The sequence below is a fragment of the Paenibacillus sp. BR1-192 genome, assembly GCF_029542445.1.
GTDB classification, from domain to species: Bacteria; Bacillota; Bacilli; order Paenibacillales; family Paenibacillaceae; genus Paenibacillus_AQ; species Paenibacillus_AQ lautus_A.
This window is the reverse complement of the sequence record NZ_CP120718.1, coordinates 4912595-4935127: the sequence shown is the minus strand read 5'-3', so window position 1 is coordinate 4935127 and position 22533 is coordinate 4912595. Positions and strand designations below refer to the sequence as shown.

The 22533-nt window shown below is 51.6% G+C and carries 20 protein-coding genes; 13 read left to right on the top strand and 7 right to left on the bottom strand.

The features are described from left to right. Positions 1-136: 136 nt before the first annotated feature. The 9 genes from P0X86_RS22105 (at position 137) to P0X86_RS22065 (ending at position 9580) form a co-directional block, all read left to right on the top strand. Positions 137-1030, top strand: a complete 894-nt coding sequence (locus tag P0X86_RS22105; RefSeq protein ID WP_277746445.1) for a PhzF family phenazine biosynthesis isomerase — start codon at positions 137-139, stop codon at positions 1028-1030. 52 nt (positions 1031-1082) lie between these two features. Next, positions 1083-1625, top strand: coding sequence for an STM3941 family protein (locus P0X86_RS22100; RefSeq protein WP_277746444.1), 543 nt, complete (start codon positions 1083-1085; stop codon positions 1623-1625). Then, positions 1622-2560, top strand: a complete 939-nt coding sequence (locus tag P0X86_RS22095) for a phosphotransferase family protein (RefSeq protein ID WP_277746443.1) — start codon at positions 1622-1624, stop codon at positions 2558-2560. The genes P0X86_RS22100 and P0X86_RS22095 overlap by 4 nt, the downstream gene beginning before the upstream one ends. A 202-nt stretch (positions 2561-2762) precedes the next feature. Continuing rightward, positions 2763-3332, top strand: a complete 570-nt coding sequence (locus P0X86_RS22090) for a methyltransferase domain-containing protein (protein WP_009589841.1) — start codon at positions 2763-2765, stop codon at positions 3330-3332. A 142-nt stretch (positions 3333-3474) separates the two neighbouring features. Next, entirely contained in the window at positions 3475-4365 is an 891-nt protein-coding gene (locus P0X86_RS22085; RefSeq protein WP_277746442.1) for a TIGR01777 family oxidoreductase, read from the top strand. Between the two features lie 103 nt (positions 4366-4468). After that, on the top strand, positions 4469-4978 hold the full coding sequence (locus tag P0X86_RS22080) for a GNAT family N-acetyltransferase (RefSeq protein WP_277746441.1): 510 nt from the start codon (positions 4469-4471) through the stop codon (positions 4976-4978). A 201-nt stretch (positions 4979-5179) separates the two neighbouring features. Continuing rightward, complete coding sequence (locus P0X86_RS22075) at positions 5180-8515, top strand: DEAD/DEAH box helicase (protein ID WP_277746440.1); 3336 nt, start codon at positions 5180-5182, stop codon at positions 8513-8515. Positions 8516-8565: 50 nt separating this feature from the next. Continuing rightward, the gene (locus P0X86_RS22070) at positions 8566-9138 is read left to right on the top strand and encodes a hypothetical protein (protein WP_096776790.1); all 573 of its coding nucleotides are present in this window, start codon (positions 8566-8568) and stop codon (positions 9136-9138) included. A 91-nt stretch (positions 9139-9229) separates the two neighbouring features. Beyond that, positions 9230-9580 carry a potassium channel family protein gene (locus P0X86_RS22065; protein ID WP_015736455.1) on the top strand — a complete coding sequence of 117 codons (351 nt, stop codon included), beginning with the start codon at positions 9230-9232 and terminating at the stop codon, positions 9578-9580. Positions 9581-9662: 82 nt separating this feature from the next. Here the strand turns inward: P0X86_RS22065 and P0X86_RS22060 are convergent, their stop codons facing one another. After that, positions 9663-10145 carry a hypothetical protein gene (locus tag P0X86_RS22060; protein WP_277746439.1) on the bottom strand — a complete coding sequence of 161 codons (483 nt, stop codon included), beginning with the start codon at positions 10143-10145 and terminating at the stop codon, positions 9663-9665. Between the two features lie 144 nt (positions 10146-10289). Between P0X86_RS22060 and P0X86_RS22055 the strand changes: the two genes are divergently transcribed. Together P0X86_RS22055 and P0X86_RS22050 are read left to right on the top strand one after the other, a co-directional pair. Then, positions 10290-10907, top strand: coding sequence for an NUDIX hydrolase (locus tag P0X86_RS22055; protein WP_220684516.1), 618 nt, complete (start codon positions 10290-10292; stop codon positions 10905-10907). Positions 10908-10934: 27 nt separating this feature from the next. Continuing rightward, positions 10935-13016 carry a peptidoglycan D,D-transpeptidase FtsI family protein gene (locus P0X86_RS22050; RefSeq protein ID WP_277746438.1) on the top strand — a complete coding sequence of 694 codons (2082 nt, stop codon included), beginning with the start codon at positions 10935-10937 and terminating at the stop codon, positions 13014-13016. A 208-nt stretch (positions 13017-13224) separates the two neighbouring features. Here the strand turns inward: P0X86_RS22050 and P0X86_RS22045 are convergent, their stop codons facing one another. The 6 genes from P0X86_RS22045 to P0X86_RS22020 all read right to left on the bottom strand — a co-directional run bounded on the left by P0X86_RS22045 (position 13225) and on the right by P0X86_RS22020 (position 20930). Beyond that, positions 13225-14256 (bottom strand): glycoside hydrolase family 88/105 protein, encoded by a 1032-nt coding sequence (locus P0X86_RS22045; RefSeq protein ID WP_015736451.1) that lies wholly within the window; start codon positions 14254-14256, stop codon positions 13225-13227. Between the two features lie 38 nt (positions 14257-14294). Beyond that, positions 14295-15128 carry a carbohydrate ABC transporter permease gene (locus P0X86_RS22040; RefSeq protein ID WP_096776785.1) on the bottom strand — a complete coding sequence of 278 codons (834 nt, stop codon included), beginning with the start codon at positions 15126-15128 and terminating at the stop codon, positions 14295-14297. A 5-nt stretch (positions 15129-15133) separates the two neighbouring features. Then, a complete protein-coding gene (locus P0X86_RS22035; protein ID WP_096776784.1) occupies positions 15134-16033 on the bottom strand; it encodes a carbohydrate ABC transporter permease in 900 nt (299 codons plus the stop codon). Between the two features lie 118 nt (positions 16034-16151). Then, positions 16152-17492 carry an ABC transporter substrate-binding protein gene (locus P0X86_RS22030; RefSeq protein ID WP_277746437.1) on the bottom strand — a complete coding sequence of 447 codons (1341 nt, stop codon included), beginning with the start codon at positions 17490-17492 and terminating at the stop codon, positions 16152-16154. 143 nt (positions 17493-17635) lie between these two features. Then, a complete protein-coding gene (locus tag P0X86_RS22025) occupies positions 17636-19183 on the bottom strand; it encodes a response regulator transcription factor (RefSeq protein WP_277746436.1) in 1548 nt (515 codons plus the stop codon). Between the two features lie 13 nt (positions 19184-19196). Further along, positions 19197-20930 (bottom strand): sensor histidine kinase, encoded by a 1734-nt coding sequence (locus tag P0X86_RS22020; RefSeq protein ID WP_277746435.1) that lies wholly within the window; start codon positions 20928-20930, stop codon positions 19197-19199. A 236-nt stretch (positions 20931-21166) separates the two neighbouring features. On the opposite strand from P0X86_RS22020, the gene P0X86_RS22015 reads away from it, so the two are divergent. Together P0X86_RS22015 and P0X86_RS22010 are read left to right on the top strand one after the other, a co-directional pair. Beyond that, entirely contained in the window at positions 21167-22192 is a 1026-nt protein-coding gene (locus P0X86_RS22015) for a rhamnogalacturonan acetylesterase (protein WP_277749073.1), read from the top strand. Next, positions 22102-22488, top strand: a complete 387-nt coding sequence (locus tag P0X86_RS22010) for a GNAT family N-acetyltransferase (protein ID WP_277749072.1) — start codon at positions 22102-22104, stop codon at positions 22486-22488. Before P0X86_RS22015 ends, P0X86_RS22010 begins: the two co-directional genes overlap by 91 nt. Positions 22489-22533: the final 45 nt, after the last annotated feature.

The window sequence follows — 22533 nt, the reverse complement described above, 5'->3', positions numbered from 1 at the left end:
ACTGGCGAAACGAAGTTTGGCGGGCGAAGGTTGCTGATTGTAAATTTGGTCTGGATTTAACCCATGTCCAATGGTAAAATCTTCTCAAATTTTGTTCTCCGTTTAAGTCATTATTGGAAAGAAGGAATCTAAGGACATGAAATCCATAAACGTACTTCATTATGATGCATTCTCCATACAGCCTAATATGGGTAATCCTGCCGGCGTGGTCTTGAACGCAGACGAGCTGACAGACAAGGAGATGCAGGCCATCGCCCATAGCGTAGGGTTCAATGAAACGACCTTCATAGTAAAATCGGAGCGAGCAGATGTCCGATTAAGATATTTTACGCCCGGACATGAGATGAATTTGTGCGGCCATGCCACCATGGCATCGATGTATGCCTTGAAGACCAAGGGGCTGCTCCCTGACAAAGAAACCGTGTGGATTGAGACAAGAGTGGGCAATTTGCCGATCGAATTTCAGGATGCTCAGGGAAAGCTAACCATGAAGATGAAGCAGGATCATCCTCAATTCCTGCCCTTTGAGGGAGATGTTGACCGCCTGGCATCATCCATGGGCCTGCAGCGCGAGGATTTGGATTTCGCAATGCCGATCGTATATGGAAGCACGGGGATTTGGACATTGCTGGTACTGATTAAGGGGCTGGAGCCGTTTGGGCGGATGGTGCCTCATAATGCCATGTTCCCGGATATATTAACGGACAATCCGAAAGCCTCTCTGCACCCTTTTTGCCTGGAAACGATCGACGAGTCATCGTTCATGCATGCCAGACATTTCTCTTCACCGTACTCAGGCACCGTCGAGGATCCGGTAACCGGAACCGCGTCAGGCGTAATGGGAGCTTACTATTTAACCTATTTGAATCCCGAGGCCCCCTCCGCACGGTTTATCGTTGAACAAGGCAAGGAAATGGGGAAAGACGGTAGAGTCGATGTTCAAGTGAATCGCTTTGAAGAGACCATGGACGTCTATATTTCCGGTACGGCTGTATTCGTTAAAGAATTCGAGGTTAGCTATGATTCATAACGATCGGATGATATCATCTAGATATTGTAGATAGAAACAGGGAGTGCAAGCTATGCAGGAACAAGAAGAAATCAAGATTTATCCCAAGATGACCAAAATGCTGGTGGGTTCCCTGGCATTTGTGTTGGTAGGCAGCGGGTTAGTGTACGGAGGGTTAACCTCGGACAACGTCTTTATCGTATTAGTTGGAATCATTTGCGCGTTGTTTTTTGGCATGGGACTGGTGTTTTCCATCGTCAAGCTTGTTCAATCGGAGCCGGCACTCCTGATCCATCGGGAGGGAATCGTCGATAGATCCTCCTATGCGAGCGCCGGAGCCGTCGCGTGGAGCGAAATCAAGAACATTCACATCTATCAGATTAAGAATGAGAAGTTTATAGGGATCGATGTATATGATCCTGAACTTTTGATGTCCAGGCATCCCGCCTGGAAAAGGAAGCTCATGAGTTTGAATAAAGGCATGACGGGTTCTGCTATCCATATATCCGCATCAAGTATCTCATGTAATCTGTATGAGTTGTTTCCTCTGTTATATCGAAGATGGAATGCGTCTAGGAACCTGAATACGGAGACGAAGGAGGGGCAAGTGTTATGAAGACATTCAAACCGGAGATGACTTTGGATAAGGCGGTAAGCCATCTCCAGCAGATTGAAGGAGAAGCGGTGCTGAATGTCACCCCCATCGAGATGGGAGAATTAAGCAAGGTATTCAGTTATCGTAAGGGCGATGCCGATTATGTCATTCATTTTAAAGATAATGGGGACAGCCTTCATAAAGTAAACAAAATCTACAGCATGTACGGTGATCAATCCTTGCCCATTCCTCGAATCCATAAGATCGGAAGCGTGGGGAATATCCATTACTCGATCTCGGATAAAGTACCCGGTACGCCGATAAGCGCTCTTGAGCCGGCACAAATTCGAGGGCTGGTTCCCGACATCGTCCAGCAATTCATGCGGATCCTTCAGACCCTTCAGACCCCTATCGGAGAGTCCCATGAGGGCTTCGGGTGGATTACTCCGGAAGGCAAGGCTGCTCATCGTTCATGGCTGGACCACCTGACGTCTGTATTCGATGCGGAGCAAGAAGGATTCTACCATGGATGGCAGAGCCTGTATGAGCACAGTTTTCTGGAAAAAGCGTTTTTCGAAGAGATCTACCAAACGATGATCGAACTAGTTCGCTATTCGCCATCGGAGCGCTATCTTGTCCATGGTGATTTCCATTTGGGCAACATGCTTGGAGAGAACGAAAACGTAACTGGTATCGTGGATTGGGAGATGGCCATGTTCGGCGATTTCATGATGGACGTCTCCGTTATTCATATGTGGTATCCGATGCTGGGATTTCCCAAGCGGCTGCAGGAAGCGATGGAGCAGCAAGGCGAGAAGATTCCTTATTTTGAAGAAAGGCTGCTGTGCTATCAGCTATTTCGGGCGCTGGACGGGCTTCGTTTCTATGCGAAGAAGGATGATCAGGGCAGCTATCAGTTCATGAAGAATCATATCACCTCATTATTAAAAGGATAGATCCCTTCGGGGATCTTTTTTTTGTTTATGAGTGAAATGTGGGCAACGAAAATGGTTAACTGACGAGTCCGGAATGGAAGGCCAGGAATACACTGGATTAGGTTGGAAAGGAAGAGCCGGGGAGCGTCATGAATCAAGCGTTATCGAATGTTGAATATGATGGTGAATTTGGGGCGTTAAGATTCCGAATGGAGGTATGGGAATGGGGACGTCAAACTGGCAGAATTTATCGTATTGCGTGGATCTGATCCGCTATGTAGCTCCCAAGTCCGTTCTGGATATCGGGGTAGGTTTTGGCCGCTGGGGTATGATCTGCCGGGAGTATTTGGACGTATGGGAAGGACGCGTATTTCGCGCGTACTGGAACACGCGGATCGAAGGAATCGAGATTTACCCTGTCAATATCGATACCTACCACGAATGCTTCTATAATAAAATCCACGTTGCGGATGCTTACGATCATCTGCAAACGCAAGTCCAGCCGGGACAATTCGATTTGATCATTCTGGGTGACGTTCTGGAGCATTTTACAAAAGAGCGGGCGCTCGTCCTGCTGCAGACCTGCATTGAAAAATCCCGCTTTGTCCTGCTTAATATTCCGATTGGAACAGACTGGCCGCAGGGTGCTGAATACGGCAATGAGTTCGAGACACATCTGAGCGAGTGGACAACAGAGGAACTGGATCGTTTTCCCGTAGCTGACAAGAGGCATTTTAAGGATTACATTAACCGTGATTTCTCCACGTATTTGTTTTCGATGCCAAGGAAGTAGGTTTCGTATGAATGGAGCACCTTCTATGAGGAGGGTGTTTTCTTTTTATTCTCTATTGAAAAAATGGTATATTGGAAGAAACGATGGTCAAATGGAGTATATGATGTGGATAAAACATAGAGAAATGAGCTGATTCTATTTTATGAAAAAGATCGTTTTAGCTGGTGGAACTGGTTTTATCGGAACTTATCTTGCGAAAAAATTCACGAATGAGCAGCAAGCACAGGTACTTATGATCTCCCGACGGCAGGGTCATATCGCTTGGAACGATCGCGAAGCCATCGTCGCTGCCCTGGAGGGTGCGGATATGCTCATTAATTTAGCGGGCAAATCCGTTAATTGCCGTTACAATGAAAACAACAAGGAGCTTATTCTGAAATCGAGAACAGAGACAACGAACATACTCGGCAGCGCCGTTGAGGCCTGCCGTATTCCTCCGCGTACCTGGTTTAATTCCAGCACGGCCACGATTTATCGCCATGCCGAAGATAAGCCGATGACGGAGGAGCAGGGCGAGATCGGCGAAGGCTTCTCCGTCGAGGTTGCCAAGGAATGGGAGCGCGCTTTCTTCTCATTCCGATTGCCTCAGACGAGGCAAATCGCCCTGCGCATTGCCATTGTGCTGGGACCTGGCGGCGGTGTCATGACGCCTTATGTTAACTTGGTAAAATTCGGGCTCGGCGGCGTCCAAGGTACGGGTAAGCAAAGGTTCAGCTGGATCCATGTGGAGGATCTGTATCGCATGATTCTGTTTTTGCAGGAGAAGGAAGAGCTGAGCGGGGTTTTTAATGGTGCATCTCCTTATCCGGTGACGAACAAGGAACTGATGGAGCAGCTTCGGTTTGCGTTGAATCGCAGAATGGGATTGCCGTCGCCTAAATGGCTGCTTGAGCTGGGGGCCAGGCTTATACGTACGGAAACGGAACTCGTGCTGAAGAGCCGCTGGGTGATTCCGGACCGACTCTGCAAGGCAGGTTTTCATTTTGCATACGATACGATGAATGAAGCGCTGGCAGACATCTTGAAACGATAAGGGAATCTGAGCGCGCGGCATGGCTTGACTTTGCAGAACATGATTACATATGGCAACAGAACGGATAGAATGGGTTTAATAGATGAGAGAGGGGTGTCCGAACATGAATCAGGAGTTTACGATTGTGGAGATCGACCGATTAGAAACCGACACGCATCATCAATTAACGGAATTATTGATTCGGGTTGTAGAAGATGGGGCCTCGGTGGGATTCTTAGCTCCGCTGTCTTATGATGAAGCTTCCGCTTACTGGAAGGATGCGCTTGGCCCAGGGGTTACCCTGTGGGCAGCCATGCAGGATGGGAAGATGATCGGCACGGTTCAATTGCAGTGCGCAACGAAAGCGAATGGCAGACATCGGGCCGAGGTGGCGAAATTGATGGTAGATCCGGCTTCCCGCCGCGGAGGCATCGGCAGAACGCTGATGCTGCATCTGGAGCCGAAAGCCAAGGCAGAGGGCAGAACCCTATTGGTCTTGGATACCCGGGAGGGGGACCCTTCCAACAAGCTGTATCAGTCTCTGGGTTACATCCAAGCTGGAGTTATACCCGATTATGCCATATCCTCTAACGGTGAGCTTGCCGGAACGGTGCTGTATTACAAGCGCATCTAAGATTATTTTCCCATTTATATCGCGGTGGGCTTTATCGTATCCAACGGGGCATGGAAAGGGAATAACAAGCGATATGAAAGGATGACCAAGGTCGATGACAAAGAGCGCAGGAACTTGCCGTAGCGGTGAGTTCTTTTTTTTTGAAGATATGAGAAAATGGTATACTGTTTTTTAACAGGCAATAGAGAAAGGAATGTGGTTATGGGTTACCAGCTGACTGAACGGGTGATCAAACTGTTATGCGGAAAAACCTCCTACGACCGCGGCGGGGTTTTATATAGAGATGGTTATGTATCGATGCTGAAGCAGGATCCGGACGCTCGAAAATACGAGGCTGAAGTGAAAGATCAGGAGTCGGGAATCGCCTATGCGGAGATTGACTCGAACGGGGACGTATACACGGAATGCAGCTGCATCGATTACGGATTTTCCCGAAAGCGGTGCAGGCATATTGCGGCTCTCCTCCTGAACATACGGGATATTGAACAAACGGTTGAAGCTCCGATGCGCCCCTTTCCATCATTATTACATCCTTCCGCCAACGTGAACATGGAAGAAGGACAGTTAACGCCCCGGCACTCACCGGAATATGGCAGAAGCTCGAGCGAAAGAGAACGGGATGCGCTGCTCAGCAGCCAGCTGCTCGGATTGTTCACGTATTCCGGCGGCCGGAGGGCTGCGGCGACATCCCGCTTTGATACCCGAGAGGTTCTGGAGATGGAGTGCATTTTCAAGCTATATCCGCACGGGGACCGGAAATACCTGTTCGGCGTCGAGCTGCGAGTAGGGAACAAACGCTTGTACATCGTACAGCGGATTCGGGAGTTCTTAGCGTGCGTGAAACGCGGCGCAGCCTGCGTGTTCACGAAGAATTTCACCTACGATCCGGAGGTGCACAGCCTCAAAAAGGAGGATGACGCGCTTCTGCAGGAGCTGATCCGTATTTCCGATCATGAGAGCATGTATCAACAGTCACTGGACATTTACGCTTCGCCTGGCAAAAAGGGGAACGGCGACCGAATGCTGATCATTCCTCCTGCCTTTTGGCCTCAAGTACGGGAGGCGCTCGGTTCTTCGGTTCAAGCCCTCTTGTCTATGGATGGAATCATGACGGATAAGCTGGAGTTCGCTCAGGAACCGATCCCGCTGCAATTCGAGTTCGATGAGGCTGCGGATGATCAATATCTGATGAAGATCGACGGATTGGAGCGGATCACCGTGCTGGAGGGGTACGGGGTCGTCATTGCGGATGGCAGGCTGATACAGCTTGAAATGGATGCTTGCAAAAGGCTCGCCGAGATGAAGCTGCTGCTTGAACCTTCCAACACACCGCATATTCGGATACAGCCGGAGATGATGGAGTCCATCATGGAGCGGGTGGTACCGGGGCTGATGAAACTGGGCAGCGTGCATGTGGCGCAGACCGTGTCCGACCGTATCGTCAAAACGCCTTTAAAAGCGAAGCTGTTTCTGGACCGTGTCCGCGGCCGTCTATTGGCCGGACTCGAATTTCAATACGGCGACATCATCATCAATCCGCTGGAGGGACACCGCGCCAAACGCAGCAGCAGCTCGATTCTTGTACGCGATGGAGAGACGGAGCAGCGGATTCTGGAGCTCATGGAGAACGCCTCTTTTGCCAGGACTGACGGCGGTTTCTTCATGAATAACGAGGATGCCGAATATGAATTTTTGTATCATACGATTCCGCAGCTGGAGAAGCTGCTGGTTGTTTATGCAACGACGGCGGTGAAGGAGCGGGTGCTCACTGAACCGATGGGAGCCAAGGTTCGGGTGGAGGTCGATGAACGGACGGATTGGCTTGAACTGAAGTTTGACATGGAGGGGATTCGCGAAGCCGAAATCCGGGAAATCGTCAAATCGCTCGAAGAAAAGCGCAAATATCATCGGCTGCGAAACGGAGCGCTGCTTCCGCTGGAAAGCGCGGAGTTCCAGGCCATGGTTGCTTTAATGAACCGGGTGGGACCTTGGCTGTACGAAGGGGAGGGGACGCGGTTTAAACTGCCGGCGGTCCAAGGACTTCAACTGCTGGATTGGGAGGATTCGGGATCATCGGTCCAGCTTGGCCGTTCCCTGCGCCGGATGCTGCAGAATGTGAAGAATCCGGATCATTTGGACTTTGCCGTGCCGGCCAGCCTGGAAACGGTTCTCCGGGATTATCAGAAGTTCGGCTTCCAGTGGATGAAGACGATGGCCCATTACCGCTTCGGCGGCATCTTGGCCGATGATATGGGACTAGGCAAAACCATTCAGAGCATCGCTTTCATGCTGTCGCTGCTGCCTGAGATCCGGGAGCGCAAAGAACCCGCGCTCATTGTGGCTCCTGCCTCCCTGCTCTATAACTGGTTTAACGAGCTTAAGAAGTTTGCGCCGGAGATCAAGGCCGTCATTGCCGATGGCACGCTGTCCGAGCGCGCGAAGGTGATCCAGAATATAGGCAAAGCGGATGTTGTCATCACTTCTTACCCGCTGCTCCGCAGGGATATCCAGCGATATGCGAAACTGCCTTTCTTAACCTTGATTCTGGATGAAGCCCAAGCCTTCAAAAATTACGCGACGCAAACGGCTCAAGTCGTAAAAACGCTCCATGCCCGTTATCGGTTTGCGTTGACAGGCACGCCGGTCGAGAATCGCCTGGAGGAATTATGGTCCATCTACGATGCCGTTTTCCCGGCTCTTTTCGGTGACCGTAAAGCATTTCATGAACTGCCTAAAGAAGCGGTGGTGAAACGGGTGCGTCCTTTCCTGCTCCGCAGGCTGAAATCGGACGTGCTTAAGGAGCTGCCGGAGAAAATCGAGACGATTCAGGCCTCAGGCCTGCTGATCGAACAGAAGAAGCTGTATACCGCCTATCTTGCGAAACTGCGGCAGGAGACGCTTAAGCATTTGGCACAGGACGGTTTCCAGAAGAACCGGATCCGCATCCTGGCGGGCATTACCCGTTTGCGACAGATCTGCTGTCACCCGGCTCTGTTCGTGGAAGGCTACGAGGGCGGTTCGGCCAAGCTTGAGCAGCTGCTGGAAACGATCGAGGAATGTCGTCTTGCAGGGAGACGGATGCTGGTATTCTCCCAGTTTACAGGCATGCTGAACCTGATCGCCGGGGAGCTGGGATATCGGGGGATTCCGTTTTTTTACCTGGACGGACAGACGCCGGGATCGGAGCGGGTGGAGCTGTGCGAACGCTTCAACGAGGGGGAACGCGAGGTATTCCTGATATCGCTGAAGGCAGGCGGAACGGGGCTCAATCTGACCGGGGCCGATACGGTGATCCTGTATGACCTGTGGTGGAATCCGGCAGTCGAGCAGCAGGCGATGGACCGGGCGCACCGTATCGGTCAGAAGAAGGTTGTGCAGGTCATACGCTTCGTTGCTCAAGATACGATCGAGGATAAAATGGTGGCTCTGCAGCAGAAGAAAAAGGATCTGATCGAGGAGCTGGTTCAGCCGGGGGAAGAGTCGCTTTCAAGCTGGTCCGAAGCGGAAATTCGGGAGCTGCTTGCCCTTCAGGGCTAATCGGCCGGATAAGATGATACGCGTTCCAAAGGATACAAGGAGCTGTTGTTTTGAAAAAAGCCATGTTTCTCATACTGGCGGCCGTTGTGGTCGTCATCAGCTACCTGCCACTGTTCCTGGACGGCTATGCATACAATGAAGAGCAGACGATACGGCGCGTTCACCCTGCGTATACCGGGGATAAGCTGTACGAAAAGTCAGAGGATCATCATAAGCTGATCGTCTGGCAAGATGGGAATGTAAAGACGGTCAACGTCCTGGAGAGCAAATGGGGACTGCTGCATAAAATTACGAACGGGGTCGCGCTGGAACCCAAGTCCGAAGATGAACCTTTTGTACGAACCTGGTCTGCCAGTCATCGTGGTGACGGCATCTATGACACCCTGGTGGCGGTGGAGACGTCGGAATCCGAAAGCAAGAAAATCATCGTCACCAATGAGCCTTGGGACGATAAACCGATCGAAGATCTGGAACAGGTGAAGGCTTTAGCCGGGATTTACATGGAAATCGACGTGGAGCAAGGCTACGCCATCCATTATGAACAGCTGCCAGCCGACCAGACCGGCGGCTTCATATTTCGGAGCATCGATGCCGAAGGGAATATTCTTTCCGTTCAACCGTAGCGGAATGGGCGTGAAGCATAAACGCTGATATAATAGGGTGTATGTGATGTATGCAACATTTACTCCAGATATAGAATAGGACGGTTCTCGGATGATCTCTTTTTTATTAACGTTAAAACGTCTCCTCAGCGGTTTGTTTCGAGCGTTCAAGCAGCGGTATTTCATGGCGCTGTTTGTGCTGATCGTCATCATGCTGTTATCGGGCACGATGTTTTATACCAGGCAAGAAGGCTTGTCGGTGCTGGATGCCCTTTATTTCTGCGTGGTGACCTTGAGCACGGTAGGGCATCCGGAATTCGTGCCGCAGACGCCGCTCGGAAAAACCTTCACCATGGTTTACATCGTCGTCGGGACGGGCTTGTTCCTCGGAATGGTCGGACAGTTGGCGTATGCTTTAATCCGAACGAATCAAAGGGAAGAGAAGAAGACAACAAATTCATAATGGAAACGAAGAAACAGCCCTGGCGCCGGGGCTGTTTCTTTTTCGAATGCGGAAATGCTTGGTTAATCGATCCAGAGCAGGTCTATTCAACCTTCACCGCAAAATAAAAGCGGGCTTCACCTTGATCCAGAGGCCATGTGCAGTGAATTTCGTACAGGTACGAGCCGGCTTTCGCTGGCACGGTATATCCATCGTTACCTGAATCCGTCAGGTTGAGGATGGTGAAGCCTTGTATTCCTTCGGGCGGCTTCGATTGAATGTCGGCACCGCCTTGGACCGCAACCGGCGTCATATCCTCGAGCCTGGGACGGGCCGCATCCATCGTCGCGCAGTTATCCCCGTTGCACCACGAATAACCGCCACGTTGGAGATTGATCTCGGTGCCGTCAATGCTGACCTTGGGCAGCGGAGGTTCGGCGGCCTTCACCCACAGGGTCTGAACGGCTTTGCGGGCATTTTCCTTCGAGATCGGCGTTACGTTCTCGGACCTGGATCCGATGTAGTACCCGGTACCGAACACCATGATTAGAAGAACAATGTATAACACCGGCCGCATTTTTTTCATGTCCAGCTGTCCCCCCTTTATATCCTTTGTCTCATAACTTGCTAGAAAATATGTTATAATTTTGAAATCAAGCACTTCCATTATAAACCAATCACGGATAACAGGCGTTAGATATTATGAGATTCTTTGAAGAGGATGAAACCTATGACAATAAAATGGTTAGCGTGGGCCAAGGAGATGCAGGCCATCAGCCAGGCCGGACTGGAGTATACGAGGGACGTTTACGACAAAGAACGGTTTGAGCAGCTGAGGGAGCTCAGCATCCAGATCATGCAGGAGTATACCGAAGCAGGCGAAGAGAAGATCCGTACGCTGTTTGCGAGTGAAACCGGATACCAGACGCCGAAGGTGGATGTCCGCGGCGTTATTTTTCAAGACGGAAAGCTGCTGCTGGTGAAGGAAAAGGCCGACGGGGCCTGGGCGCTGCCGGGAGGATGGGCGGACATCGGCTTATCCCCTGCGGAGGTCGTGGTGAAGGAAGTGAAGGAAGAGGCCGGTTACGACGTGCGTGCAGGGAGGCTGCTGGCCGTATTGGACAAGAAATTTCATAACCATCCGCCTTCGGCCTTCCACGTGTACAAAATGTTTATTCAGTGCGACATTACGGGCGGAGCCGCAGGCGTAGGCACCGAAACGTCCGCGGTCGGTTTTTTCCCTCAGGACGAACTGCCGCCGTTGTCCGAAGAACGGAATACCAAGGAGCAGCTGAAGAGAATATTCGAATTCGAGAACAACCCGCATTTGCCGACTTGGCTGGATTAAACCATATAACAAAGGAGCGTAGACAATGTGATCGGCTTTAAACCTTATAAAGACGTACCGGATGAATCAGAAACCAGGCGTAAATTCCATGGACGGATCAATATTTTCTTTTTCAGCGCATTTTTAATCTTTTGCGTCATTATCGTTCGCCTTGCCATATTACAGTTCGTAGAGGGACCGGAGCTGGCAAGCCAGGAAACCGGGGGGGAGCAGAAGCATTTCCCGCTGCAGCCGATCCGGGGGTCCATCATCGATGCGTCCGGCACCAAGCTTGCATACTCTACGGCTTCAAATTCTTTATATATCACGCTCATGAAGGATTACAGCAAGAAGACGGACAAAGGAAAAGAAAACCGGCCGGAAGCGGAGGAGATGGCCAAGCGGCTTGTCCAGGCGTTTAACAAGTATGGGGATCCGAACCTGGAACCGATGACCGTAAAAAAAGTGATTGAGGCCTTGGACCTGGAGTATATCAAGCAGCATGGTTATGAGCCCAGACGCATCAAATCCGATTTGACAAAGGAAGAGATCGCTTATTTCATGGAGAACCGCGCCAAGTTTCCCGGCATCCAGATCGTGGAGGAGAATGTAAGGCACTATGATCCGGATACGGTGGCTGTTCAGACGATCGGATACTTAAGGAAGTTCAAAGGTTCTAAATCCGTAAAAGTTTATGAGGAAATTGATCAGAGCAACAAGGATCAGGATAATCCCGGCATGATCTACACGGAAGAAGAATCGGTGGGGTATGACGGATTGGAGCGGATGTATCAGGAAGAACTGCGCGGCAAGAGCGGGTATCTCAGCATTCCAATCAATCCGCAGAATATGGTGGACGGCGTACCGACGATGGTCGCCCCTGAAAAAGGCCATAATATTCACACCACGATTCATAAAGACATTCAGCTTGCCACGGAGCAGGCCATCATGGATCAGCTCCAATATCTCCATACTCATCCGGTATCGGGCAAGCTTCATAAGAATGCCGTAACCGGATACGCCGTGGCCATGGAGGTGGATACCGGTCATGTGGTCGCGATGGCCAGCATGCCGGATTACGACCCGAATGTATGGGAAAGCGGAGGCAAAATTACGCAGGATGTCGTGGACGCGTCGGGAAACGGCACGATTACGATCTACGGATCGGGCAGATCGGGAAACGGCTTTGAATCCATGATTTTTCTCGGTTCCGTCATTAAACCGCTGACGGTGCTGATCGGGCTTAATGAGGGGTTATTTGGCATTAATGACACTTATCCTGATCAAGGGTACGCCACCATTGGTCGGGAAGGAAGCGAAACGAGAATTTCCAACTCGAGCGGTCATCGAAACGGACCCATCAAGCCGCAGTTAGCGATTCAGCAATCCTCGAATGCTTTTATGATTGATATGATCGGCAAAAGGCTAGTCAGCAAGTATGGCGGGGAGAAGGGCGTTACGGTCTGGGATCAGTATATGGAGAAGTTTGGTCTTGGCGTCGTAACGGGGAGCGGCTTGCCCAACGAGCATAAAGGACTGAAAAATTATACCGATACCAAAGCAGCGGGAAGTAATCTGGCGGCTTTAGCCTACGCTTCCTTCGGTCAGCAGGGGAAATACACCCCTCTACAGCTTGCTCAATACACCGTCATGCTGGCGAATGAAGGCAAGCGCATCAAGCCGCAGCTGGTCAGCAAAATCACGGACCAGGATGGCAACGTGGTCAAGGAATTCGGGCGCGAGATCCTGAATGAGGTCGAATTCCCCAAAACGTACTGGCAGACCATTAAGCGGGGGATGAATACGCAGAGTCTCGCAGCCTTTGATGATTTTAAATATGACTTCGCCCGCAAAACGGGAACCTCCGAGCAGGAAGCTAAAGTGAATGGGAAGTGGCAGAAGATTGATAACGGCGTCTTCATCGCCTTCGCTCCGCGCGACAACCCGAAGCTGGCGGTGGCCGTCGTTGTACCGGAAGGCGGCTTCGGCTCGCAAAGCGCCGCGCCGATTGCGAGGAAGATATTCGACGCTTATGACGAAATCTACGGGCTTGACGGAACGCCGCATCCGAAGAAAACCGAAGATCAAGCTAAGGATAACGGAGAAGACGAGACAGGGGACAATGAATAAACAGCGTAGACGGGGAATCGTGAAGATTAGCGATGGGAGACGGGGAGACTAAACCAATGATATGGGATGAAAGTATATCGGGTGCAGTCGGTTCATGTTCATCATTATTAATCAATACCATTCGCTTGTGGAAACGCATATAACGAAAAGGCAGGCTGTAGAGGCGAACTTGATCCTCTCCATCCTGCCTTTTTTGTATCTTATTTAATCAATAAGGATTGCTCCTGATCTTCAGCACTTCTGCGAGAAAGGTCAAGGCTAGGCCTTGGCCCCAGCCCTGGATTCGCTTATCGGGCACGCCTCTGTAACCTGCGGCGTCCTTCATGACGGCCGTACCTGCAGATACGCCGGTTACGGTACCATCCTCGGTGATTTTGGCCAAGATGCCGTCAATCGATTTCTGCGTGTATTTATTATAGATGCGTCCTTTGGTCAACAGGGCGGCGGCGATGCCGGCCGAGCCGGACGTTTCCAGCGGGGATTGCGGATCGGTCGTAATCGTATGCCACAGGCCGGATTCATGCTGCAGCCGGACCAGGGCGCTGAGCTGGTCGCGCAGCGAGCCTTCGATGATCATGAAGGACGGATGCGTGACCGGCACAAGCTCCAGGGCACGAGCCATCGTGATGGCGGCCCAGGCATTGCCCCGGCACCAGAAGACGCCTGACATATGGTTGCCGGCGATGTTGTCCCAGCCGTGGTAATACAGATTCGTGACGGGATCCTGCAGGCAATCCTCATGGCCGTGATACTGCTTCAAACCATCCTCGAAGTAATCCTCCCGGTCCAGCATCACGCCGATCCGAAGCAGGAAGTAGCCTGCCATGAACATCGTATCGACCCACGCCTGCTCCGGAAAGTTATACGTTTCGGAGTTCACCGTATGCTGAAAGATGCCGTTGCCGAAACGCAGTGCATCATGAGTAAGATACTCGGCCATTTCCTTGGCCGTTTCGATATACCGCTCATCCTCATAAACCTCGTACAACGTCAGGAGGGAGTGGCCGATGGAGACGCCGTTGACGGACAGCTTCGGCAGCCCCTCTTCCATATTTTCGTCGACCCAGGCTTTCAGCTGTTCCAGATATTCCTTTTTGCCGGTGGCCTTGTAGGCTTCGCATACCCCGTAAAAGGCGACCCCGCCCGGCCAATCCCAGCTGAAATCCATGCGAAAGGTCCGGTCGACCACCCGGTCTATGACATTCTCAATTTGTTGATCATCAAATACAAGTGCTGGCATGATGAGAAACTCCCTTCATATTCAATTGAGTGTATGGATTACCCTTTCAATCCCGTCGTGCTGATCCCTTCCACGATGTATTTCTGGAAGATAAAGAAGACAATGACGACCGGCAGCAGCGATAAGGTAGCCATGGCAAACATGCCGCCCCAGTTATTAAGCGACTCCCCGTCAAGGAACAACTTCAAGGCAAGTGACACGGGATATTTCTCAGGATTATTCAAATAAATGAGCGGATTGATGAAATCGTCCCATCTCCAGTAGAAGGAGAAAATCGAACATGTAATGAGCGCGGGCACGATCAGCGGCACAACGACCCGGAAGAAAATCCCGTACTTGCTGCATCCGTCAATCTTGGCGGCTTCGTCCAGTTCCTTCGGAATCGTGCGGATGAACTGCATGATCAGAAAGATGAAGAACGGAATGCCGAAGAATTGGGGAACGATTAACGGCTTGAAGGAAGACAGCCAGCCGAATTTGGCGAACATCACATACTGCGGAACGATCACGACATCATGAGGCAGCATCATCGTAATCATCATGCAGGCGAACCAGAACTGCTGTCCGAAGAACTTGGTCCGAGCCAATCCGAAGGCGACAAGCGCCGAGGAGGCGACGGCCCCGATGGTGGAGATGATGACAATGATGAACGAGTTCTTGAAGAAGGTGCCGAAGGTGGTCCCGGCAAAACCCTTCCAGCCTGTAGCATAATTCGAGAATTCCAGCCGACTCGGAATCAGGCTGTAAGCCGTCGTGAATATTTCATGATTGGGCTTAAGCGAGCTGGCGACCAGCCACAGAATCGGATAGGTCATACCGAGGGCGAACAATCCGACCAGGGTATGGTAGAGAACACGTCTGGATGTGGTCATAACCGTCAATCTCCTTTCGTCTCGTAATGAACCCAGCGGGTGGATGATCTGAAGATGAGCAAGGTCAGGACACCGACGATAATGAGCATGATCCAGGCAAGAGCCGACGCGTAACCCATTTCAAAATGCGAGAACGCCTTGCGGTATAAATAGAGCGAATAAAGCAGCGTTTGATCCAGCGGGCCGCCTTCGCCGCGCGAAATAATGTAGGCGGGGGTGAAGGTCAGGAACGCCGAGATCGTCTGGAGCGTCAGATTGAAGAGAATGATCGGACTGAGCATAGGCAGCGTAATCTTGAAAAAGCGATGGACCGCATTGGCACCGTCCACGCTGGCGGCTTCGTAGTAATCCTTCGGTATATTTTTCAAGCCGGCCAGAAAAATGATCATCGAGGAGCCGAACTGCCAGATGGACAATGCGATGAGCGTCCAAAGCGCCGTGCTGGGATTCCCGATCCAAGAGGTCGTGGAATGGATTCCGAAGAGGGACAGGGCAGAGTTCACGAGCCCCTTGTCGCCGAAGATCTGCTGCCACATGATGGCCACGGCCACGCTTCCCCCGATGAGGGAAGGCAGGTAAAAGGCGGAGCGGTACAGCCCTACGGCTTTGGTTGCGGTATTCAGAATCATGGCAACGAAGAGGGCGAAAATGAGGCGCAGGGGAACGCTGGCGAATACATAGGTGAATGTGACCTGAAAGGACTTGCCGATCTTGTCGTCCTCCAGAAACAACCGCTCATAATTCCCGAGGCCCAGCCATCTCGGCGCTTCCATCAGATTGTAATTGGTGAACGAATAATACAGGGACGACAGGATTGGATATAAGGTAAAGATGAGAAAACCAAGAACGAACGGCGCTGAAAACACGTAACCGGTGATGTGCTCGTTCTCGCGGAGCCTCTTCATAGACTTCAACCCCTACGATTCAGATTTGGTTGCGCCCCGTGCAGGGGTCACTGATGTAAAAAGGCATCTCTTGCACGGGAAAGACGTGCGGGAGATGCCTTGTCTAGCCGTATCCTGGTTATTGCTGAGATCTGGCCAAGATGGCATTCGCTTCCTTGCGGAACTCGGCCGCGGCATCTTCGATCGAGATTTTCTTGAACAGGATGCGTTCGCTGAGATCTCGCAGCAGCTTCTCGATCTCTACCGCACCGATCGGGTTAGGCGGATCTCCTGGCGTGCTGTTGGCCTCAGCCCAAGTGACATAGTCGAAAATTTTGGCTTCGTTCTCGGAGAGGAGCGGCTTCAGCGCTTCCTTTACCTTGGCGGATACGGGAACGCCGCGTTCGCCCTTGATCAGCTTGTTGGCCTCGATGTCGTTGATGAAGAAGCTGATGAATTTGGCGGCTTCTTCCTTGTGCTTCGAGGTTTCGGTGACCGAGAAATACATCGAAGGTTTCAGGAAGAGACCGTCCTTCGTTCCGGGACCCGGCATCGGATTCAACTCCAACGAACGGTCGGTTACCAGATTGGCCACGGCAAGGAACTGGTTGGACCAGCCGGTGCCCGAGATGGAATTGCCAAGGACGATTTCATCCTCCTCCGCTACGCCTTTCTTCTGGGCTTCCTTGTCGAGAGACAGGATATATCCGTTGTCGTACCATTTCTGGTAGCGGGTGAAGTAATCGATAAAGGGCTGGTCGTCGCTGTACCCGATCGTTTTGCCGTCAGCGCTGTACATTTTCTGGCCGATGGTTCTTAAATAGTACGGGAAGAAGACGTCATGCCGGTAAGCAAAACCTCCGATTTGCAGGCCTTTTTCTTTGGCTTGGGCCCCCATTTTGTCCATGTCGTCCCAGGTCCATTCCTTGGACGGAATATCGATGCCGTTCTTCTTCATCGTCTCGACGTCAAACGTGGTTTGGAGTGCGTTCACGCCGAGGTTCATGGCAACCAGCTTGCCGTTGACCTCACCGCCGCTCAGCGCATTCTCGCTGACGTCGGCGACATCCAGCTCGCCGCTCTCGGTGAACGGCTTCAAATCCGCCAGCTGATTCCGGCCTGCATATTGATTCAGGTAAGAGATGTCCATTTGGATAATGTCCGGAAGTCCGCCGGCCACCGCTTGGGGAGCAAGCTTCTTCCAATAGTCATCGAATGGGGCATATTCCGGTTCAATGGTGACATGCGGATTCTGGGACTCATACATTTCGATGACCTTCAAGGTATAATCATGCCGGGACTGACCGCCCCACCACGCAATGCGGAGCTTGACCGGATCCTTGCTATCGCTTGCAGCAGCCGGCAGCGTTTCCGTTCCGGTTCCGCCGTTTGCCGGCTGTTCGGCAGCGCCTCCGCCCGAACAGCCGATCAAGCTTCCGATCAGGGAAAACATCAGGACCGCGTTAAACACTTTTTTCATTCCATTTCCTCCCCTTTGTTGATGGACCACGAATCATCGTTTCAAATGTTAGTGCTTACATTCCCAATTATCTAGTTTTCGAGGAGAAAGAGTAAGGAAAAAAACCGTGCAGTTTGTTTAAAAAGCAGAGATGTACGTACAAGTTAATCGCTCTTTTTCATATATTCGGAGGGCGTGCAGCCGATCTGTTTCTTGAACACTTGGCTGAAATATTGAGGATTGTCGCCAAAACCGAGCCGCTCCGCCATTTCAAAAATTTTGATATCGGGATCGCTCAGCATCATTTCGGTTGCGCGTTTCATCCGAAGCTTCATCACGTAATTGGAGAACTTCTCGCCGGTCTCCTTTTTGAACAGCTTGCCAAGATAGTCGGCGTTCATATACAGCATGTCGTTTGCGACCAGGTTGAGGGTAAGCTCCGAGTTGCCCAGCTGGTTCTCGATGATCTCCACCACCTTGCGCACGATGGCGTTGTATTTGACCTTGTTCCGTTCAAAGTTTCGCAGCGTGATTTCCCGAACCGTTTCTTCCAGTACGCCTTGAATCGCTTGGAGCGTGCTCATCTCGGCGATTTCCGGGATTCGCGCGTAACGTTCCTGCATCTGGTCCGGATCGGTCAGCCGGATGAGGGATACGTATTGCTGAATGATATAGGATTTGGTCATCTCGATGCTCAGCTGCGCACGCTTCAGTTCCTGAACGAACTCGGTCAGGGCATGCTCCGCTTCGTTTCGATGGCCTGATCGGACGGGCATGCACAGCCGCTCCTCATCAAGGACGAAGCTTCCTTCCATACCGCTGCCGTGCAGCGTATCCTCGGTTGTGATCATTCCGCTTTCGTCCAAGTAGAATCGGTAGTTCAGGCACTGCAGCGTATCCCGGTACAGCCTCCGCGCCTGGGTAACAGGCCCGGGATCGCTGATCGCGATCGTGACGTCCATTTTGTAATACTGCTTAAAAATGCAGCGGATATCCTGGAGCTGCTGATGAAGCCGCTGCTGATCGTTACGGTCCTCGATCAGCACCAGGACCTGCTGCCCGATGGTCGTGCTCAGCAGCGTCGTGTCCAGCAGATCCTCGGCGATGTTCTTCACGGCGAATTGATGCTCGAATTCGACGGAGCCTTCCAGCTGGAACAGCAGAAGACGCACAGGCTGATCGAAATCGTATTCGAACAGGCTCCGGTACTCCTCCAGATCATGGCGCCCATAGGTCTTGTTGGTGACGAACTCCTTGAGCACCTGTTCTTTGACATGGGGCAGCACCTTCCGGAGCCGGTCCTTCATCTCCTGGACAAACGTTTCCTTGTTCCGGTTCTGGATCAGCTCGTCGATGACCTCTTTCAGCGCTCCACCGATCTTGTCCTCGTCGGTCGGCTTCAGCAGGTAATGCTTCACGCCGTATTGCATGGCGCGGTTAGCATACTCGAATTCGCCGAAGCCGGACAGTAGCACGAATTTGATATGAGGATGGGAGGCGTGGGTCTTGGCAACGAGCTCCAGACCGTCGAGTCCGGGCATGCGAATGTCGCACACGACGATATCCGGGCTCTCCCTGACGATTTTTTCATACGCTTGAATTCCGTTCTGGGCGGTACCCGCCAGCTCGGTTCGGTATGCCGACCAGTCCACCATCTGAGATATGCCGTCCAGAATAATCCGTTCATCGTCCACAAGAAGTACTTTGTACATTCGAATCCCTCCGTTATTTGGGTAAAGACAGAATCACGCGGGTTCCAAGACCCGGTCCGCTGTCGATGGATAAACCGTAATGGTCGCCAAAAGCCAGCTTGATCCGTTCTTCGATGTTTAACAGTCCGATTCCGTTACCGCCGGTGGCCAAATCGCCGCTTCGCAGACGTGTCAGGGTATCCGGCGCCATGCCGGGACCGTCATCCTCGACGATGACGCAGAATGCGGAAGGCGTCTCCTTGCAGGACAACGTAATTCGACAAGGGTCAACGGATGGCTCCAGTGCGTAATGAATTGCGTTTTCGAGCAGGGGCTGAAGGGACAGCTTGGGTATTTTGCGGTGCAGATCCTGCTCTTGTACATCCAGCGTAAATTGTAAGCGGTCTTCGAACCGGAATTTTTGTATGATGACGTAGTTTCGGACGATCTCCAATTCTTCCCCCAATGTCAGAATGGGCTCTTTCAAACTGACGGAGTTTCGGAGAAGGAAGGCTAATGCCTGCACCATGTCGGAGATTTGGGACTGTTTGTTCATCTTCGCCAGCCAGTTCACGGATTCCAGCGTGTTATACAGAAAGTGAGGATTGATTTGCGCTTGCAGCGCTTTAAACTCGGTCTCTTTGATCAACAGCCGGTTTGAATAGTTCTCGGTAATGAGGGCGTTGATTCGCTCGATCATGAGACGGAATGTGCGATGCAGCAGTCCCAGCTCGTTCATGGCGACGGGGGCTGCGTCCTGAGGTAGCACGTTGGCTTCCGCGAAGTTTCCTTTTTCCGCGAGTTTCATCCGGGTGATGAGACCTTCGATAGGACGTGTCAGCCCCCGGCTGAACCTGATGCCGAGCAGAATCGCAACCGCGAAAATAACGGTAAATACGATGATGACAAGCTCTTTAATGAATATGATTTGCTTGAAGGTTTGGTTAAAGGGCGTGACATTCAGGTATGTCCAGCCCGTGTTGCCCGATCGGTTATGTGCAATGAAGTAGGTGTGGCCATCGATTTCCCGGGTAAGGTACCCGTTTCCGGTTGACAGGGAGGATTGAATGACCGCCGGATCGAAGTGCGGCGTTGCGGGATAGATCACATCCGCACCCGAGGTCACGATCAGGTCGCCTTCCCCGCCGGCGGATTTCCGGACGATTTTGTCTATATTGATGCGAATGATGATGGTGCCCAAGTAGTTAAGATCGAATAATGTGCCGGAATAGGATCTTATTTCCCGGGAAAGTAGAAGGGCCGAATCACTTTCGTCCGGGTATATCCAGCGTTCTTCTCCATCCGCGTCCCCGGCAAGCTGAAGAATCCGTTCCTTCTTGGCAGGATCAATCGGGACGACGCTGCCGACGTCCTGTTGATGGTCATATGAATCGATCAGGTGAATGGAGTAGAGCATGGGCTCGGAACCGACATAATTCAGGAGGCGGTCTACCAAATGCTGCCGGAGGATGAGCCTGTCATAATCGGATTCGCTCCCGGCGATGGAACGCAATATATTCTGGATCTGGGTATCCGTAATGATATTAAAGGATAACTGTTCGACCCGCTCGAGCTCTGACTCAATCGCGGAGGAAGACAGGTGAAGGACCTGGGATGATTTGAGGTACAGCTGCTCGTCGTAGATGGAGAAGGCATACTGCTGGACGATGACGGCGAACGCAAATGCCATGGCAACGATTAGGCTGATAAGAAGGGAAAGTTTATTTTTAATTTTCATATTTTTATAGATCGTCATCCATTTTTGCACGGCAACGTCTCCTTGCACGGGTCCTAAAATGTTGTGTACACATTATGTACCGGGTTGTAAACGCTGTCAATACATGCGAGGTTATTCCAATACCCGGGATAATCGGTGCGGCTCTTCTTTATTTAGTCGGTTATTTGAACATGGAGGACGGTTATTTGAATGTATGTTCGGCGGTTACCGTTCCATAATGGACTTAGATGAATTTCGACCGGGAGAGGTGAAGGTCGTTGCAAACCATGTATAAATTCGATTTCGGTACGGAAGCGCCAGGCCATGAACATATCAAAATAACCGCTGAGACCTTATATAGTCCTGAGCTTGGCTACGGATTCCATTCCCTATCCAGCGTCTCCGCCGTGAATCGGGCGGGGGAAGAGGCATTAACGGGTGATTTTATCATACCGCTGAATGCTGAGTATCAGGTCGATGTGGCGGATGGCCTGTACACTTTGCATTTGTTGATGGGCGATGCCTGGTTTGATACGGAAACCTCCATTCGGGGGACGGAAGGACAGATGCTGCTGGAAGGAAAACTCATCCCGGCAGGCCACTTTGAACGTTACAGTATGACGGTGCCAGCGGTTCAAGGGAGAATCGTATTGTACTTTTCTGGGCGGGCTCCCCGAATTAACGCACTGGAAGTGCTGCCTGCACCGCATGCGTGCCAGGTGTTCCTGGCTGGGGATTCGACGGTAACAAACCAGCCTGCGGACGGCTATCCCTATGCCGGGTGGGGGCAAATGCTGCCCGCATTCATAAAAGCGGATGCGGCCGTGAGCAATTATGCACGTTCCGGCCGAAGCTCCAAGAGCTTTATTGCGGAGGGAATCCTGGAGCAAATCCGGGAGAAGATGAAACCCCATGATTATATGCTGATTCAGTTTGGCCATAACGATCAGAAGCGCGACGAGGGGAGGTATACGGAACCTAACTCGACATACAGGGAGTTTTTAAGACGGTACGTGGACGTTTGCCGGGAGAAACAGGCAACTCCGATCCTGGTTACCCCTGTTCACCGCCGTTGCTTTGATGGTAAGGGAAGGCTGGAGGACACGCATGGCGATTATATTACGGCCGTTCGGGAGCTGGCCGCGGAGGAGCAGGTGCCCTTGGTCGATTTGGCGGCGCTGAGTCTGGAGTATTTTAACCGACTGGGTCCGGAAGGGACCAAATCCGTGTTTACCCAGAGGATTTTCAGCAACTGGAGGCTTTGTACGCTTCGCTTGGTTGGAATTCTATCCATCTATCCGTTACCGAATTGAACATGATGTGCTTGAATAGCTGGTATGCCGTCTATGCGTTTGAAGGACAGAAATTAGTGGGCATGGGACGTGTGATTTCCGACGGGGTGATCACCGGCGTTATTTGCGGATTAGGCGTACATCCGGATTATCAGTCCAGAGGGATAGGCCGACGGATCCTCGGTCGATTGGTTGAACATTGCGAGAAGTCCCGTGTCTTCCCGCAACTGATGTGTGAGGAAGGACTAGAACCGTATTACGAGAAACTGGGCTTTCAGCGATTCACCATTGGGATGAAGAAGAATATAGGGCGATAGACGAAAAAGGGACCGCGGGACGGTCCTTTTTGCATGTTGGTTATA

Bases quoted from the DNA above. Each gene is read 5' to 3' on its own strand.
- P0X86_RS22065 (WP_015736455.1), top strand. From the start codon at position 9,230: ATGATCTCTTTTTTATTAACGTTAAAACGTCTCCTCAGCGGTTTGTTT.
- P0X86_RS22040 (WP_096776785.1), bottom strand. From the start codon at position 15,128: ATGACCACATCCAGACGTGTTCTCTACCATACCCTGGTCGGATTGTTC.
- P0X86_RS22060 (WP_277746439.1), bottom strand. From the start codon at position 10,145: ATGAAAAAAATGCGGCCGGTGTTATACATTGTTCTTCTAATCATGGTG.
- P0X86_RS22030 (WP_277746437.1), bottom strand. From the start codon at position 17,492: ATGAAAAAAGTGTTTAACGCGGTCCTGATGTTTTCCCTGATCGGAAGC.
- P0X86_RS22100 (WP_277746444.1), top strand. From the start codon at position 1,083: ATGCAGGAACAAGAAGAAATCAAGATTTATCCCAAGATGACCAAAATG.
- P0X86_RS22025 (WP_277746436.1), bottom strand. From the start codon at position 19,183: ATGTACAAAGTACTTCTTGTGGACGATGAACGGATTATTCTGGACGGC.
- P0X86_RS22090 (WP_009589841.1), top strand. From the start codon at position 2,763: ATGGGGACGTCAAACTGGCAGAATTTATCGTATTGCGTGGATCTGATC.
- P0X86_RS22075 (WP_277746440.1), top strand. From the start codon at position 5,180: ATGGGTTACCAGCTGACTGAACGGGTGATCAAACTGTTATGCGGAAAA.
- P0X86_RS22055 (WP_220684516.1), top strand. From the start codon at position 10,290: ATGACAATAAAATGGTTAGCGTGGGCCAAGGAGATGCAGGCCATCAGC.
- P0X86_RS22095 (WP_277746443.1), top strand. From the start codon at position 1,622: ATGAAGACATTCAAACCGGAGATGACTTTGGATAAGGCGGTAAGCCAT.
- P0X86_RS22085 (WP_277746442.1), top strand. From the start codon at position 3,475: ATGAAAAAGATCGTTTTAGCTGGTGGAACTGGTTTTATCGGAACTTAT.
- P0X86_RS22035 (WP_096776784.1), bottom strand. From the start codon at position 16,033: ATGAAGAGGCTCCGCGAGAACGAGCACATCACCGGTTACGTGTTTTCA.
- P0X86_RS22105 (WP_277746445.1), top strand. From the start codon at position 137: ATGAAATCCATAAACGTACTTCATTATGATGCATTCTCCATACAGCCT.
- P0X86_RS22045 (WP_015736451.1), bottom strand. From the start codon at position 14,256: ATGCCAGCACTTGTATTTGATGATCAACAAATTGAGAATGTCATAGAC.
- P0X86_RS22015 (WP_277749073.1), top strand. From the start codon at position 21,167: ATGTATAAATTCGATTTCGGTACGGAAGCGCCAGGCCATGAACATATC.
- P0X86_RS22080 (WP_277746441.1), top strand. From the start codon at position 4,469: ATGAATCAGGAGTTTACGATTGTGGAGATCGACCGATTAGAAACCGAC.